Annotated in this window: 16 protein-coding genes and 1 riboswitch; all 16 genes read right to left on the bottom strand. The window is 45.3% G+C overall.

Going from position 1 to position 15,558, the window contains the following annotated elements; all coding sequences use genetic code 11:
- Positions 1-3: 3 nt before the first annotated feature.
- The 16 genes from BEP19_RS08695 to dprA all read right to left on the bottom strand — a co-directional run bounded on the left by BEP19_RS08695 (position 4) and on the right by dprA (position 15,545).
- Positions 4-195: a flagellar FlbD family protein gene (locus BEP19_RS08695; protein ID WP_120189467.1), complete on the bottom strand. Its 192-nt coding sequence runs from the start codon at positions 193-195 to the stop codon at positions 4-6.
- Positions 196-204: 9 nt separating this feature from the next.
- Positions 205-780: a MotE family protein gene (locus BEP19_RS08690; protein ID WP_120189466.1), complete on the bottom strand. Its 576-nt coding sequence runs from the start codon at positions 778-780 to the stop codon at positions 205-207.
- 19 nt (positions 781-799) lie between these two features.
- On the bottom strand, positions 800-1,246 hold the full coding sequence (gene fliJ, locus BEP19_RS08685; RefSeq protein WP_120189465.1) for a flagellar export protein FliJ: 447 nt from the start codon (positions 1,244-1,246) through the stop codon (positions 800-802).
- A complete protein-coding gene (gene fliI, locus BEP19_RS08680; protein WP_120189464.1) occupies positions 1,243-2,568 on the bottom strand; it encodes a flagellar protein export ATPase FliI in 1,326 nt (441 codons plus the stop codon). The genes fliJ and fliI overlap by 4 nt, the downstream gene beginning before the upstream one ends.
- A complete protein-coding gene (fliH, locus tag BEP19_RS08675) occupies positions 2,561-3,379 on the bottom strand; it encodes a flagellar assembly protein FliH (protein ID WP_170145315.1) in 819 nt (272 codons plus the stop codon). The genes fliI and fliH overlap by 8 nt, the downstream gene beginning before the upstream one ends.
- Positions 3,372-4,370: a flagellar motor switch protein FliG gene (gene fliG / locus BEP19_RS08670; protein ID WP_120189462.1), complete on the bottom strand. Its 999-nt coding sequence runs from the start codon at positions 4,368-4,370 to the stop codon at positions 3,372-3,374. Before fliG ends, fliH begins: the two co-directional genes overlap by 8 nt.
- A gap of 4 nt (positions 4,371-4,374) precedes the next feature.
- The gene (fliF, locus tag BEP19_RS08665) at positions 4,375-5,985 is read right to left on the bottom strand and encodes a flagellar basal-body MS-ring/collar protein FliF (RefSeq protein WP_120189461.1); all 1,611 of its coding nucleotides are present in this window, start codon (positions 5,983-5,985) and stop codon (positions 4,375-4,377) included.
- Positions 5,986-6,154: 169 nt separating this feature from the next.
- On the bottom strand, positions 6,155-6,457 hold the full coding sequence (fliE, locus tag BEP19_RS08660; protein WP_120189460.1) for a flagellar hook-basal body complex protein FliE: 303 nt from the start codon (positions 6,455-6,457) through the stop codon (positions 6,155-6,157).
- Positions 6,458-6,471: 14 nt separating this feature from the next.
- Positions 6,472-6,930: a flagellar basal body rod protein FlgC gene (flgC, locus tag BEP19_RS08655; protein WP_120189459.1), complete on the bottom strand. Its 459-nt coding sequence runs from the start codon at positions 6,928-6,930 to the stop codon at positions 6,472-6,474.
- 3 nt (positions 6,931-6,933) lie between these two features.
- Positions 6,934-7,335, bottom strand: coding sequence for a flagellar basal body rod protein FlgB (gene flgB, locus BEP19_RS08650; RefSeq protein ID WP_170145314.1), 402 nt, complete (start codon positions 7,333-7,335; stop codon positions 6,934-6,936).
- Positions 7,336-7,438: 103 nt separating this feature from the next.
- Positions 7,439-7,521: riboswitch (cyclic di-GMP riboswitch) on the bottom strand.
- Positions 7,522-7,769: 248 nt separating this feature from the next.
- The gene (gene codY, locus BEP19_RS08645; RefSeq protein WP_120189457.1) at positions 7,770-8,549 is read right to left on the bottom strand and encodes a GTP-sensing pleiotropic transcriptional regulator CodY; all 780 of its coding nucleotides are present in this window, start codon (positions 8,547-8,549) and stop codon (positions 7,770-7,772) included.
- Positions 8,550-8,587: 38 nt separating this feature from the next.
- A complete protein-coding gene (gene hslU, locus BEP19_RS08640) occupies positions 8,588-9,991 on the bottom strand; it encodes an ATP-dependent protease ATPase subunit HslU (RefSeq protein ID WP_120189456.1) in 1,404 nt (467 codons plus the stop codon).
- Between the two features lie 14 nt (positions 9,992-10,005).
- On the bottom strand, positions 10,006-10,548 hold the full coding sequence (hslV, locus tag BEP19_RS08635; RefSeq protein WP_211329341.1) for an ATP-dependent protease subunit HslV: 543 nt from the start codon (positions 10,546-10,548) through the stop codon (positions 10,006-10,008).
- Positions 10,549-10,767: 219 nt separating this feature from the next.
- Positions 10,768-12,075 carry an FADH(2)-oxidizing methylenetetrahydrofolate--tRNA-(uracil(54)-C(5))-methyltransferase TrmFO gene (trmFO, locus tag BEP19_RS08630; RefSeq protein WP_120189454.1) on the bottom strand — a complete coding sequence of 436 codons (1,308 nt, stop codon included), beginning with the start codon at positions 12,073-12,075 and terminating at the stop codon, positions 10,768-10,770.
- 136 nt (positions 12,076-12,211) lie between these two features.
- Complete coding sequence (topA, locus tag BEP19_RS08625; protein WP_120189453.1) at positions 12,212-14,293, bottom strand: type I DNA topoisomerase; 2,082 nt, start codon at positions 14,291-14,293, stop codon at positions 12,212-12,214.
- 157 nt (positions 14,294-14,450) lie between these two features.
- Positions 14,451-15,545 carry a DNA-processing protein DprA gene (gene dprA, locus BEP19_RS08620; protein ID WP_120189452.1) on the bottom strand — a complete coding sequence of 365 codons (1,095 nt, stop codon included), beginning with the start codon at positions 15,543-15,545 and terminating at the stop codon, positions 14,451-14,453.
- Between the last annotated feature and the right edge of the window lie 13 nt (positions 15,546-15,558).

Below are 15,558 nucleotides of genomic sequence, written 5' to 3'. Positions count from 1 at the left end.
TTTCTATCTTGGACGGCTTTGGATCTCTTTGAAAAACTGATTCGCCCGAGCCGTGACCTCTTCCGCCGATTCTTTCACAATCAACCTTTTCCCATTGATGAGCACGATTAGCGTATCAGGTGATTCCTCGATTTGCTCAATGTGCCACACATTTAACATAAACTTAGCCCCGCTCCATTTTGTCAGTTCGATCATACGTATCCGTTACTCGCCTTCCAAAAGTTTTGTCGTTAAATTTGCGGCCAGTTCAGGGTTCAACCGAGCCAAAATCGAGCTTCGTTCTTCCTTTTTCAACAAACTTAATATTTTTACCGTTTGCTCGATTGGTAACTTTTCCATAATCGGCGCGGCTTTACTCGCTGACATCGACGCATACAGTTGAGCGACCTCTTGCTGCTTAAGGTGTATTGCTTGCGCGGCTTGTAACTGCTCTCTTAATTGCTCATTCTCTGCTAGTAATGACTCTAGTTGCTCTGTCTTTTCCGTCAGATCCGCTTCGTAAGTTCGCAGTTCGACAGCTTGGTCCGCTCGTAATCTTTCAAGTTGTTCCGTGAGCAGTCGCTCTGTTTGCTCGTTCAAATCTTTTGCCGTTTGGTTGGAACTAGACAACTTTTCCGTAAACGGAACAGCCTGTCCCCATTTCATTAACTGACCAGCGACGTTGTAGCCCAATACTTGCAATAGAATGACCGTTAAAATAACCGTAAACAAGAGCGGTAAAAAGATCATATAGAGAAACCATTCCCGCCTTCTTCTACTCCGTTCCGCCCTATGTTCCATCCTTTTTCACCTTCCTCAATCACCAGACCCGCTGCTCTCTAAAAAAGCGGATCGTCGCAATTTCATCGAGTTCATCCTGCTCTTGTTTGCGAACAGCTTGTTGATGACGTTCGCGCAACTCCTGTTTCCAATTTTGCCAAACCTTCTCGTCCACGGATTTTTCGCTTAATACCGTTTGTTTTATCTCTACTTCTTTCACGGTTTGCCGCAAATTGTTTTGCAACCGATCCATTTTTTCGTCTAAAAAAGTGAGATAACGTTGCTGGTCTAGTAATTCGCAAGCTCGGAAGCCCTGATTCACTTGCAACATACGAGATTCAAGGGAAGCGCGTCGTTGCGCCAGCGCGTTCATGTTCTCCTCGATATCCAATTGTTTCTTTAAAGAAAAACCGAGTTCTTGCTGCGCTTGTTGCTTTTCCTTTTCCTTTACATCCAACACTTTTTGCAATGGAAAAATAAACGTCATGCTAGATTCACCCCAAATTGTTCAATTAAAGAATGGATCGTTTGTTCATATGCCGCGGGTTCGCTAATCCCCTGTTTTCTAAACTGATCGATTAACGGTTTAAATTGAATCGAGCGGTCAATCTCACGATTGGCCCCTCTTTTATATGCGCCGATATGAATCAAGTCTTCCGCTTCTTCATAGACAGCAAGTAGTCTTTTAAGATTTTCAGCGGCAAGCTGGTGCGATTCCGGTGTAATATCCTTCATCAACCTACTGACACTGCTCAAAATATTGATCGCGGGAAACATGCCCTGTGTGGCAATTTTTCGGTCCAACACAATGTGCCCGTCCAATATTCCGCGCGCGGCGTCCGCAATCGGTTCATTCATGTCATCCCCATCGACAAGCACTGTATAAAAAGCGGTAATCGAGCCGCGTGGACCCATCCCTGATCTTTCAAGCAGTCGCGGTAACATCGCAAAGACAGAAGGTGTGTAACCGCGTGTTGTTGGCGGTTCGCCAATCGCCAGTCCGACTTCTCGCTGGGCCATCGCAAAACGAGTGACAGAATCCATCATTAAATTGACATGTAGTCCTTGGTCGCGAAAATATTCAGCAATTGCCGTCGCTACCATCGCTCCTTTAATTCGAATCAAAGCAGGTTGATCAGAGGTCGCCGCGATGACCACCGATTTCGCTAATCCTTCATCTCCCAAGTCGCGTTCAATAAAATCAACGACTTCTCGTCCCCGCTCCCCAATCAGCGCAATCACATTTACATCCGCCTCCGCGTTGCGAGCGATCATGCCAAGTAATGTACTCTTACCGACACCGCTTCCCGCAAAGATGCCGACGCGCTGTCCCTTGCCAATTGTTAACAAAGAATCGATTGCTCGCACGCCAACTCCCATTGGATCTTTAATTCTCGGCCGCGTTAACGGATTTGGAGGGGAATTATTAGCTGGCGTATCGCTTAAACCGGGCGGTAACTCCGAGCCATCAAGCGGATTTCCAAGACCATCCAACACTTTCCCTAACAATCCCATCCCCGCTTTTACGGTCAACGGTCGCCCTGTTGAAATAACATCGCAGCCAGGTCCGATCGCTCCCACTTCACCCAATGGCATCAGCAACACATTATTACCGCGAAACCCGACCACTTCCGCATGGATTGTATGCTCTGAGCCACCCGGCGCTAGTTTACAAAGATCACCGATCTTCACTTCCGGACCGCGCGATTCAATCGTCAGTCCTATCACCTGTGTGACTTTGCCGTTATATTTGAGTGGATCAAGCATTGCCAAATGACGTAAATATCGATCAAGCGACTCGCTATTCATCTTGCTGTTCCTTGACGAGACTCATCAGGCAGTTTTTAATTTCATTTAATTGGGTATCGATCGTTGCGTCAACACTGCCTTCCGATGTACGGATGATACAACCGCCGCGTCCGACGCTTTTGTCTGGACACACTTTGACCTCAACCTGCTCATCGACCCAAGACAAGATTTGTTTGCGTTCCGCTTGCAACAACGAATAATCGCTAGGATGGACATGAATCGAAACAGATTCTCGTTCCTTTACTCGCCGCAGCGTTTCTTTAACAAGTCCTAACACTAAATCAGGTTGAATCTCGATCGTTTCCATCACGATTTTATGAGCGATTTCCGTACTGAGACGAACAAGAAAAGTTTCCGCTTCGCCTAACGTTCGTTGCTTCTCCTGACCCGCTTCCATTAACACTTCTTGAGCTTCTTGGAGCAACGTTTCATACTCCCGCATAGCCGTCTGTTCCCCTTCCAGCTGCCCACTCTCAAACCCTGCTTGATAACCTTCGGTTCGGGCTTGCTCAAGCGCTTGCTCGGAGTCCGATTCAAGTTGCTGCCAGCGCTCAAATTGTTGTTGTTCCGCCTGTTCTTGCAGCGTGGCTATTTCTTGTTTCGTTTGCTCAATTAACTGCTCAGCCATTTCTTCCGCATCCGAAATTATCTTTTGCGCCGCCTCTTCCGCTTTCTGAAGCTGATAACTTTCACTAGTGGCTAGCCGATCGTTGTCCAAACATGGAGAAGTATCAAGATAGGTTGGGATTTGCAACACCTTTACTTCAAGTCGACTACGTTCTAACAAGACCTGCTTGTATACACTAGACAACGAGCTCATCTCCTCCAGCGCGGGAAATAATGATCTCTCCCATTTCTTCTAATCTACGGATAATCCCAACAATCCGCCCCTGGGCCTCCTCAACATCGCGTAACCGAACAGGACCCATGTACTCAATTTCTTCGCGGAATGTTTCCGCCATGCGAGAGGACATATTCCGATAAATAACTTCTTTGACCGAATCGCTAGATGCCTTCAAAGCCAATTGCAAATCATTGTTTTCAACATCGCGAATCACACGTTGAATCGTGCGATTATCGAGATTAACAATGTCTTCAAAAATAAACATTTTTTGCTTAATTTCTTCGGCCAGCTTTCCATCCGCAATGGCGAGTGAATCGAGGATTGTTTTTTCCGTGCCGCGGTCAACCCCATTTAAAATGGCGACAATACTATCTACACCGCCGGTCGCGCTATAGTCATGGTTTGCCGTCGTTGTTAACTTTTGTTCTAACACTTGTTCCACTTGACTGATTACTTCTGGCGAAGTGCGATCCATCTGGGCAATTCTTTTCGCCACATCAATCTGCTTCGCTTCGGGTAATGCGGACAAGATAAAAGCGGCTTTTTCAGATTCTAGGTAAGAAAGAACGAGCGCAATCATCTGCGGGTTTTCATTCTGAATGAAACTCAAAATTTGACTTGGGTCCGCTTTACGAGCAAAATCAAATGGTCGCAAATGTAAAGTAGAGGTTAAGCGATTGATTACATCCACTGCCTTTTGCGGACCTAACGCTTTCTCTAAAATTTCGCGCGCGTAATGAATCCCGCCTTGCGAAATATATTCATTGGCCATCATCATCTGATAAAACTCTTCTAACACAACATCTTTTGATTCTGGATCTACTTGACGCAGCCGAGCGATTTCCAACGTTAATTGTTCAACTTCGTCCTCACGCAATTTTTTAAAAATTTGCGCAGAAACTTCAGGACCGAGCGCAATCAATAAAATTGCCGCTTTTTGTCTTCCGCTCAATCTCATTTCCTCATCCCTTTCGTTCCTCCGAAATCCACGTTCTTAACATTTGCACAAACTCATCTGGATGTCGATTCGCCATCTCATCCAATTGTTTTTGGATCGTTTCCTCGTCCGTAGCCATTTGCTCTGGCGCGATGCCTTGTTCAAATATGAACTCGTCGAGTAAAGGCTCTTCGTCGGCTTGCTTCTCCCTGCGGCGACGCAACCAAACCATCCCGCCAAGTAGCGCGATAATCACACCTGCTGCGATAGCGACATAAGTCAACCATGGCATTTCGTTTTGCGTCGGTTCGCCCACAGTCTGTTCTTTTCCGGCAAACACTCTCGGGAAAACAGAAATGCTATTTCTAATGTCTTCATCCGTGATTCCTTGACGGTCCCCCAGCGCTGTGCGCACGACATTTTCTAAAATATTCGTAATGTTTTGTTGTGTCTCGAAAGTCAACGAAGCAGGATTATCTGGATCTGGAGGTTCTACACCGACGTTTACCGTAATTTTTTCAATTTTATAAGGACTCTGGGTAATTTCCGTAGAAATTCGGTTCACTTCGTAATTGACTCGATCTTGTAATTCTTCGTATTCGCTCTCGCCGTTGGCCTGGATGTTTGTGTAGCCAGGCACATCTGTTTCACCTACGCCAATCGGATTTGGAACCGCTCCTTCGCCTCTGAATGTTCGCGACAACCTTTCCGCGCTAACCGCAATCCCCTCGTTGTCTTCTTCGTCCGCTGCCTCGACTCTATTTTCCTGTGTTTTCACTTGGTCGAAATTTAAAGTGACTAATGTATGTACAAGCACTTTGTCATGACCCATTATCGTTCCGAGCATTTGTTGTAGATCTGTTTGAATATCTTGTTCGATTTCCCGTTTAATTTTCCTTTGCCGTTCATAGACTTCAAGTTGAAACTCATCCTCCTGTTGCTCTCGCAAGACGAGCATTTCACTGTATTGATCTATAATGACAATGTTTTCAAGCGGTAAATTAGGCACACTGCGCGAGATCAAATAATAGAGAGCTTTGATCTGTGATTGACTCAGGCGTTGTCCCGGTTCGACCTCGACCATCACGGATGCTGTTGCCTGTTCAGCTTCGTCTGCACGGATAAAGACACTATCTTTTGGTAAACTAATTGTCACTTCGGCGTGCTTGATACCAGAAATACGTTTAATCATTTCTGCCAATTCCGTCTGCATTGCGGCCTGTTCAACCACATCCAATTGACGATCAGTCGCTCCAAACGTCATGTTTTGACTGAACAGTTCATAACTAATTCGACCGTTATTCGGCAACCCTTCAGAAGCTAATTGCACAATCAAATCAGGCGCGTCTTTTTTCGGCACGAGAATCGACGTCCCCGTTTCCGATAATTGATACTGACTAAACCCTCTACTATCGAGCGCCGCTTTAATGTCCCCAATTTCTCTTTGACTTAACTCATTTGCATAGAGCGGCACATATTCCGTCCGAGTCGAAACATAAGTGACGACCGATAAGGCGACATTGAGCAATAAGATCGCGCTAACAATGAAGATTTTCTTTTGCGCACTTAAACTTTTCCAATACTCTACAAACCGATCTTTTGAATTTTTAATATTAATTAACCATGCTTGATTCATACTCCACCACGCTGCTTCCGCCCTTTACTCATCAATCTCCAACCTCCCCATCGCAATCCCTTAAAAACTATCCCGATCGCCGCGGTTGAAGTCCTCTCTATCTCTAGGGTAATTTTATATTCCACCCTCTACTCTGGTAGAAAAGTTTAATCTGTACTATGTACTTTTACTATAATTGCATTCTCATCATTTCCTGATAAGCTTCGACCGCTTTATCCCTCACTTGCGTTGTTAACTGCAGCGCAATCATCGCTTTTTCCGAAGCAATCGTCACTTCATGTAAATGGTTGACTTGCCCTGTGACGAGCTGCGCATTTAATTTTTCAGATTCGAGCACCTGATGATTGACATCATTTAAATAGGTAGAAAAGACTTGCGAAAAGGAACGTTGTCCTTGTTGCTCATTGCCAACCCCGTTTTGTTTTTGCCATTTTGGCCCAACAGACTCACTTGTGACCTTACTGATATCCATTTTTACCGCCCCTTTTATCTACCAATTTCTAGCGCTTTCATCTCCATATTTTTACCTGCGTTAAACGCCGTCACATTTGCCTCGTACGCCCTTGTGGCGCTCAACATGTCAACCATCTCTTTAGCCAAATCAACGTTTGGCAACTGCACATATCCTTCGGTATTGGCATCGGGATGAGCAGGGTCATACACCAATTTGAATGGCGTTTGATCTTCGATGATCTCCGTGACGCGCACCCCCTGTGTGACCGTCGATTGCTTACCTTGTGTCGCAGCATTTAAAAAAGTGTCAAATGATGGACCGCCTCGCGGGGCGACAACCGCCATTTTTCTTTGATATGGCGTCCATTGTCCATCTACTAATCGTCCTCTTGTTGTTGTCGCATTCGCTATATTTGCGGAAATAATATCCATTCGCAATCGTTGCGCGGTCAAAGCTGAACCGCTAATTCCAAACTGCCCAAATAAAGCCACCTATTAACCCCTCCCTTTGATCACTGTTTTTAATTGATTAAATTCATGATTCATTTGCTGCGCTATCGCATTGTACCAGACCGAATTGCGCGCTAATGAGGTCATCTCGTAATCTAAATCTACGCCATTTTCATTGTTGTTTTGGATCGTTTTTACCTCTCGTATCGTTGGCGTCGGTAACTGGGTAGTCATACCTATTTCGATATGCCGCGGATCGGTCCGTTTACCTTGAAATGAACCCACACCGCTACTGTTCAACGCAGCTTGCAGTGTCTCTTCAAAGACAACACGCTGCGATTGGTAATGGGGGGTTTCCGCATTGGCAATGTTGTTTGAAATCGTCTGTTGCCGAAGCGCCGAAGCATCAAGCCCCCGCCCAAGTAAGTTTAATACAGTTAAACTCATAACTCTCCGCACCTCCATTTTACTAAATCAACTTATCTGAATAATTAAAAAATAAATATAAAAAAATCCCTAGAAAGGTGGGATTCGCATGATCAATACACCTCCCCGTAGCCCAGCCATCCTATTAACAACGTAGATCTGTGACTTTGCGCCCTCGCCTTTCGTTCGAGTTTGCCCTAGAAGGTTTATTATCGTATTAAGTTATATAAGGATTATAGCATGAATTAATTTTTTTTCGACATGAAACCGCAAATTCTTTTGAAATTATTGATCTTTTATGTCATATTTATTAAACACTTTACAACCACTGTGAAAAAAGACCTACTAGATTTATTTTTAAAGATTCATATTGAAATCGGGATGATTATACTATAAAATAAATAGGAAAAGCCCCATCTCATTGCGATAGGGCTTTTTACATATAATCATATTGTTTAAGATGTTTTTAATTTTTCAAGTTCCGGAAGCAATTTATCATTTAATACTTTAATAAAGGTCCCTTTCATGCCAAGTGAACGTGATTCGATTACACCCGCGCTCTCTAATTTCCGTAATGCGTTGACAATGACGGAACGGGTAATGCCGACACGATCGGCGATCTTGCTGGCGACAAGCAAACCTTCTTTAGCATCCAACTCTTGGAAAATATGATCAACCGCTTCCAGTTCGCTATAGGACAAGGAACCAACCGCCATTTGCACGACAGCTTTGCTTCTTGCCTCTTGTTCAATCTCTTCCGCCCGTTCTCGTAAGATCTCCATTCCGACCACGGTCGCTCCCACTTCCGCCAAGATCAGATCGTCATCAATGAACTCCTCGGTTACTCTAGCAAGAATAAGGGTCCCTAGACGATCCCCACCTCCAATGATAGGAACGATCGTCGTCAATGAATCTTCGAAAATCTCTTCCATCTCTACGGGAAAAGCGGTGTAAGGACTTTTAATATCAATGTTCGCTGTCGTTTGTTCAACATTTAACAATTGATTGCTGTAATCACCTGGAAACCTTTTCTCTTGAAGCATCGTGTCGATTCGATCACTATTCACTCGTTGCGCCATCGCATGACCGAGGATCTTGCCTCTACGACTTAAAATAAACGTGTTTGCTCCGATTACCGCGCTTAATACTTGAGCCATCTCTAAGAAGTTTACAGGATGGCCTGCCGTTTTTTGCAGCAGGCGATTAATTCTTCTAATCTTTGATAGTAGATCCAATTTCTCTTCCTCCTACGATTGTATATGTTTTTTATCTATTACAAAATGTATTGCGAGAGATCTTTGTCCTTTACGATTCCCGTTAAGCGCTCCTCTACGTATTCGGGCGTGATTACGATTTTTTCCATTGTGATATCAGGCGCATTAAAAGAGAGATCTTCGAGAAGCTTCTCTAAGATGGTATGCAGGCGTCTTGCCCCGATGTTGTCTGTTGTATCATTAACATCTCTTGCCATCGTAGCGATCTCTTTAATAGCTTCGTCAGAAAATTCAATTTTAATACCTTCTGTTTCCAATAGCGCCGTATATTGCTTTAAGAGCGCGTTTTTCGGTTCGGTTAAAATACGGATAAAGTCTTCCGCGCTCAAACTTGTTAATTCTACACGGATCGGAAATCTCCCTTGCAACTCAGGGATAAGATCAGACGGTTTGGATATATGAAACGCGCCCGCCGCAATAAATAAAATATAATCGGTCTTGACGATGCCGTATTTAGTCGTGACCGTCGAGCCTTCCACGATCGGCAAAATGTCGCGTTGCACACCCTCGCGCGAAACATCAGGTGATCCTTCGCTGCCGCGACCCGCAATCTTATCAATCTCATCGATGAAGATGATCCCGCTCTGTTCAGCCCGCTCAATCGATTCTTGGTATACTTCATCCATATCGATCAGCTTCTGGGCTTCCTCTTGGGTCAATATTTTGCGCGCTTCTTTCACTGTAAGGCGACGCTTACGCATCTTTTTAGGCAAAATATTACCGATCATCTCCTGCATGTTCATCCCCATCTGGTCCATTCCACTTCCAGCGAACATATCAAACATGCCAGGCGTCGTATCTTCCACCTCGATCTCAACCATCCGATCTTCCAATTCACCCATTGCCAGTTGATGAGCTATTTGTCTTCTTTTTTGAGCAAGCTCAGCGTCTTCCTGTTCGGTCGATGTTTGATTTTGCTGCTGTCCCTGTCCAGAAAATAGCATTTCCAACGGGTTTTTAAATGAGCGATTGTCTTTCGGAGAAGGAACTAACAGATGGGCCAATCTATCTTCCGCCTGTTTCTCAGCGCGATCTTTGACAGCTTCCATCTTAGCCGCCTTCACGATCCGAATCGATGTTTCAACGAGGTCGCGAACCATCGATTCCACATCGCGACCAACGTAGCCGACCTCTGTAAACTTGGTAGCCTCTACTTTAATAAAAGGGGCGCCGACGAGTTTAGCCAATCTTCTTGCAATTTCAGTCTTACCAACCCCTGTCGGACCAATCATCAAGATGTTTTTCGGGGCGATTTCATCCCTTATTTCTTCTGTTAAAAGACTGCGACGATATCGATTTCGAAGGGCAATCGCCACTGATCTCTTTGCTTCTGTCTGACCGACAATATATTTATCCAATAACTCTACAACTTGCTTGGGAGTATGGCTTTCTGTTTTATACATTTCTCTGCACCCCACTATTCAAGTTCTTCAAGAACGAGGTTATGATTCGTATACACACAAATATCAGCGGCGACGTTAAGAGCCGCTTCCGCAATTTGCTTGGCAGTCATTTGATCTCCAACATGTTGTTTTAAGGCTCGACCTGCCGCTAAAGCAAAATTCCCTCCTGAACCGATCGCCAAAATCCCGTCGTCAGGTTCAATAATTTCACCGTTTCCTGAAATTAAAAGGAGGTCCTGTTTATTCATTACGATCATTAACGCTTCCAACCTGCGCAAAACGCGATCAGATCGCCATTCCTTCGCCAATTCAACGGCCGCGCGCGGAAGGTTGCCATGAAACTCTTCTAACTTTGCTTCAAACTTCTCAAACAACGTCACGGCATCTGCAACAGATCCGGCAAAGCCCGCAACTACTTCCCCTCGATATAATCTTCTTACCTTTTTAGCTTTTTGCTTCATAACGACACTCTCGCCAAACGTAACTTGACCGTCCCCAGCCATTGCCGCTCGACCGTTGTGCTGAATCGCAAAAATGGTAGTTGCGCGAAAAGTCATTTCCAAAATAGAATGCTCCTCTCTTTGCATTTCGGGTATTTGACGTTTGTTGTGTCTTTCATTTCCAAATGACTGCAGTGACCTAAATCAATAAAAAAACCTCGAGATATCGATCTACAGCTAGAAAAAAGACGGACAACCCAACAAATGGGAGCTGTGTGTTACAGCTCCCTCTCTTAACGTAATAAATTTTATCATATTTCGGGCTACATTGGCAACTTAGTTGTCTTCCTTTACGACAAAATTCTGAATTGTTTCAAGCGCTCTGTTCGCGATTTGTTCATATCTCGCTTGCTTATTTCGGATTCGTTTTTCTAACGGGGGGAATAAACCAAAGTTTACATTCATCGGTTGAAAGTTATCTGGATTAGCTGTTGTAATATAGTTAGCAAGACTTCCTAAAGCTGTTTCATTCGGAAAGATAAGCGGTTCCTGACCTTGCGCCAGACGCGCGGCGTTCAATCCAGCGACAAGCCCTGAGGCCGCTGACTCCACGTAACCTTCGACGCCCGTCATTTGCCCCGCAAAAAGGAGCGTCTGTTTGCGACGGTATTGGTAAGTAGGCTCTAACAAGCGCGGACTATTGATAAAAGTGTTCCGATGCATGACTCCGTAGCGAATAATTTCCGCTTGTTCTAAACCTGGAATCATTTGAATCACCCTTTTCTGGTCGCCCCACTTTAGGTGTGTTTGAAAACCAACGATATTAAACAGTGTTCCCGCGCTATTATCTTGTCGCAATTGTACGACAGCATAAGGTTGTTTACCAGTTCGCGGGTCCGTTAGTCCAACAGGTTTCATCGGTCCAAATGTTAACGTTTGCGGGCCGCGGCGGGCGATTTCTTCAACTGGCATACACCCCTCGAAGTACAGTTCCTTCTCAAACTCTTTCAAAGGGACAACCTCTGCCGTAATCAACGCGTCATAAAAAGCGTCGAATTCTTCCTTTGTCATTGGACAGTTTAAATAAGCGGCTTCACCTTTATCATAGCGTGACGCCCTAAACACCTTGTCCATATCAATCGTTTCTTTCTCAATGATGGGGGCCGCAGCGTCATAAAAATAAAAGTACTCTTCCCCTGTCATCTCCTTTAATTTCTGGGAGAGAGTCGGCGAGGTGAGCGGTCCCGTCGCGATAATACAAATCCCATCGGGAATTTCGTCTATTTCCTCGTTGATCACCGTGATTAGCGGGTGATTGCGAACAGCCGTTGTAACCGCGGCCGCAAATTCGTGACGGTCCACAGCTAGCGCCCCGCCCGCTGGCACAGAACAAGAGTCTGCTGAACGAATAATAACTGAATCCAAATGGCGCATCTCTTCCTTCAAAATACCTACCGCATTCGCCAATGAATCGGCCCGCAACGAATTACTGCAAACTAATTCGGCAAATTGATCGGTATGGTGCGCGGGTGTCTGCTTAATCGGTCTCATTTCATATAATGTAACTTCCACTCCGCTATTAGCAATCTGCCATGCGGCCTCACTACCGGCCAAGCCAGCGCCGACAACTGTAACCTTTTCCATTGCATTACTCCTTCATTCACTACGTGTCAATTATACTGCCCGAAACTTGATGCGACAGTTGTCCTTTAGGCCTTCATCAAACAACGGTTGTCCCCATTTATTCGGGTTCAACCGCTGTTAATCAATTTTTTATAATTTAATTCGCTTCTTCCTCATAGTCACAAGCCGAACACTTTACGTTGACCGACTTTTTCTTACCTTTCTTCTCAACGAGCATTGACGCGCATTTCGGGCATTTTCGCTCGATTGGTTTATCCCAAGAGACAAATTCACATCCCGGATATTGATTGCATCCGTAGAAAGTGCGTCGTTTCTTCGTCTTTCGCTCAACGATCATGCCTTCGCACTTTGGACAAGCAACCCCTGTTTCTTTTAAAATCGCCTTTGTATTTCTACAATCCGGAAATCCTGAGCAAGCGAGAAACTTCCCAAAGCGACCCAGTTTATAAACCATATGCTTGCCGCACTTTTCACAGTTTTCATCGGCAATTTCGTCCTCAATCTCGACTTCTTTCATATGCTTTTCGGCGACTTCAAGACGTGTTTCAAAGCCTTTGTAAAAGTCATCAAGCACGTTCACCCAATCTGCTTTTCCTTCTTCAATAAAATCCAACTCATCTTCCATTTTCGCGGTAAATGTCGGATCCAATATTTCAGGGAAAAACTCGGACATGAGTTCGATCACGATTTCACCCAGTTCCGTCGGGATAAAACGACGTTCATCCAAAGCCACATACCCTCTACGCTGGATCGTTTCCAGTGTCGGAGCGAATGTGCTCGGTCGACCAATGCCCAGTTCCTCAAGCGTCCGAACCAATCTGGCTTCAGAATAGCGCGGCGGCGGTTGCGTGAAGTGCTGTTTCGGATCCAGATTGTCCACAGCCACTGTTTCACCCTCATTGAGCGTCGGCAAAATGTTGTCCCTCTCTTCAGAGGCGCCGTCATCGCTGCCTTCAACGTACACTTTCATAAATCCTAAAAATTTCACTTTTGAGCCATTTGCTCTAAATGTCGCCTCCCCGGCTTGAATCGTCACACGCATCGTATCCATGATCGCCGAGGCCATTTGACTAGCGACAAACCGCTCCCAAATTAATCGATACAGACGCAACTGATCACGGCTTAATACACTTTTCAACGAATCCGGCGAATGCAAGATAGATGTCGGACGCACAGCCTCGTGGGCATCTTGCGTGTTCCCCCGTTTGGCATGTGTTCTACCTTGGGCCAAGGCAAATTCCTGGCCATACGTTTCGGTAATATACGCTTTCGCTTCATCCACCGCGGTTTGACTAACGCGCGTGGAGTCCGTTCTCATGTATGTGATTAAGCCAACCGTGCCCTGTCTGCCGCCAAGATCAATCCCTTCATACAACTGTTGGGCGACCATCATCGTCTTCGATGCGCGGAAATTCAGTTTTCGAGCCGCTTCCTGTTGCAACGAGCTCGTTGTAAATGGAGGAGCTGGATTTCTTCTTCGCTCTCTCTTTTTGATGTCTTTGATCACAAATGGCGCGTCGCCAATCTGTTCGAGTATCGCCTTGACTTCATCTTCAGAGTGAATGTCTGTCTTCGTTCCCTCAATGCCGTAAAACCTCGATTCAAAAACCTCACCAGTGCTCGCTTTTAAAAAGGCGGTTAACGACCAGTATTCTTCAGGGATGAAACTTTTGATCTCATTCTCCCGATCGATAATCATTTTGACTGCAACAGATTGCACACGTCCCGCGCTTAACCCTTTTTTAACCTTTTTCCATAATAACGGGCTAATATTGTAACCAACAAGCCGATCGAGTATTCTACGAGCTTGCTGAGCATTCACTAAATCCATATTGATTTTGCGCGGATTTTTAAAGGCGTCTTTAACGGCCTGCTTCGTAATTTCATTAAACACAACTCGACAGGCTTCATCTTGATCCATTTTTAAGCTGTGTGATAAATGCCAGGCAATTGCTTCCCCTTCGCGATCGGGGTCAGCCGCGAGATAGATCTTTTTCACTTTTTTTGCGGCGCTGCGCAGTTCCTTCAGCACATCCCCTTTACCTCGAATCGTAATGTATTTAGGCTCAAAACCTTCTTCCACCTGAACACCCATTTGACTCTTTGGCAAATCGCGCACGTGTCCCATCGACGCTTTCACAATATATTTTTTTCCTAAATATTTCCCAATTGTCTTTGCTTTTGCGGGAGACTCTACAATTACTAGGGCTTCTGCCATCATGTCCTCCCCCTTTCCCAACTTTTAACCACACCTTGTGTATGTTGTGGCTAATTCTTCCCTATTATTGAATATGCGGACTCCATTTGTCAATTCTATCACTTGGACGTTACCGAGATGCTGCCAGAACTTACGAGAATCGAAGCTCCGCAAACAGCTATCGGACCTTCCCATACATACAACCTGGCAGTTGACGGATCTTTCCTTGCAACTGCAGATTCAACAAGCTTTGCGTAACTTCTTGAACGCCTAATGAGGTGCAGCGGACGATTTGATCAACGGTTGCCTGTGTATTCTCTATCATCTCCAAAATCTTCTTTTCATTGCGAGTCAGTTGTTCGTCAACGGAGATTTCTTGCGCGCCTAGCGGCAAAGCAAGGTGTTCGTATTGCAGTAACACATCGTCTACTTTTGTTAATGGAATGGCCCCATCTCTTATCAGGTTATTGGCTCCTTGGCTAACTGGTGATGAAATCGGTCCTGGCACCGCAAACACATCTCTGTTTTGTTCAGAGGCGTGTTTAGCCGTGTTTAATGAACCGCTGCTTAGCGCCGCTTCGACAACGGTGATTCCGAGCGAAAGCCCGCTGATCATTCGATTGCGCAATGGAAATAATCTAGGATGAGGTTGACGATCTGGAAGATACTCGGAGAGGATTAAACCATTCTTAGTTATAGCATGATACAATGCTTTATTTTGTGAAGGATAGATGACATCAACTCCGCAACCGAGCACCGCGATTGTTTTCCCGCCGCGATGCAACGCGCCTTTATGAGCTTCCGCATCGATTCCTCTGGCCAAGCCAGAGACGATCGTAAACCCGATGTTCGCCAAATCAGAGCCGAGGTGAAAAGCGACTTGTCTTCCGTAATTACTCGGTCTGCGGGCTCCAACAATAGCTAGCGTCGGTCCGCTAAGTGCTTGGCGCGAGCCTTTCGCGTACAAAATGAGCGGAGGATCATCGATCTCGCGCAACAATGGCGGATAATCTTCGTCAAAAATCGTGATCGTGTCGATTTGTCGTTCGGAGAGCGATTGTTTCACTTGATAGACTTGAGGCGCTTCTAGTGTGAGGATTGTCCGCATTCTATGGGGAGAGATCGTTGGAATCGCGGGTAAAACAGAGCGAAGAGAGACAACATCTGGGGGCAACTCAAGGATGTGAGGCAATAAATAGAGTAGTGTTTGATAGCCGATGCCTGGCATTTGTCGAAGGGCGACAAACCAATCTTTCGGACGCAGAGGTTGCAAGAAGGATCACTTC

Origin of the sequence: Ammoniphilus oxalaticus (assembly GCF_003609605.1) — a bacterium.
Classification (GTDB): Bacteria; Bacillota; Bacilli; order Aneurinibacillales; family RAOX-1; genus Ammoniphilus; species Ammoniphilus oxalaticus.
This window is presented reverse-complemented; position numbering and strand designations above follow the sequence as displayed.

Coding starts and splice junctions, on each gene's coding strand:
- trmFO (WP_120189454.1), bottom strand. CDS start 12,075: ATGGAAAAGGTTACAGTTGTCGGCGCTGGCTTGGCCGGTAGTGAGGCC.
- fliF (WP_120189461.1), bottom strand. CDS start 5,985: ATGAATCAAGCATGGTTAATTAATATTAAAAATTCAAAAGATCGGTTT.
- topA (WP_120189453.1), bottom strand. CDS start 14,293: ATGGCAGAAGCCCTAGTAATTGTAGAGTCTCCCGCAAAAGCAAAGACA.
- fliG (WP_120189462.1), bottom strand. CDS start 4,370: ATGAGATTGAGCGGAAGACAAAAAGCGGCAATTTTATTGATTGCGCTC.
- hslV (WP_211329341.1), bottom strand. CDS start 10,548: ATGACTTTTCGCGCAACTACCATTTTTGCGATTCAGCACAACGGTCGA.
- BEP19_RS08690 (WP_120189466.1), bottom strand. CDS start 780: ATGGAACATAGGGCGGAACGGAGTAGAAGAAGGCGGGAATGGTTTCTC.
- flgB (WP_170145314.1), bottom strand. CDS start 7,335: ATGAGTTTAACTGTATTAAACTTACTTGGGCGGGGGCTTGATGCTTCG.
- BEP19_RS08695 (WP_120189467.1), bottom strand. CDS start 195: ATGATCGAACTGACAAAATGGAGCGGGGCTAAGTTTATGTTAAATGTG.
- hslU (WP_120189456.1), bottom strand. CDS start 9,991: ATGTATAAAACAGAAAGCCATACTCCCAAGCAAGTTGTAGAGTTATTG.
- fliI (WP_120189464.1), bottom strand. CDS start 2,568: ATGAATAGCGAGTCGCTTGATCGATATTTACGTCATTTGGCAATGCTT.
- fliE (WP_120189460.1), bottom strand. CDS start 6,457: ATGGATATCAGTAAGGTCACAAGTGAGTCTGTTGGGCCAAAATGGCAA.
- fliJ (WP_120189465.1), bottom strand. CDS start 1,246: ATGACGTTTATTTTTCCATTGCAAAAAGTGTTGGATGTAAAGGAAAAG.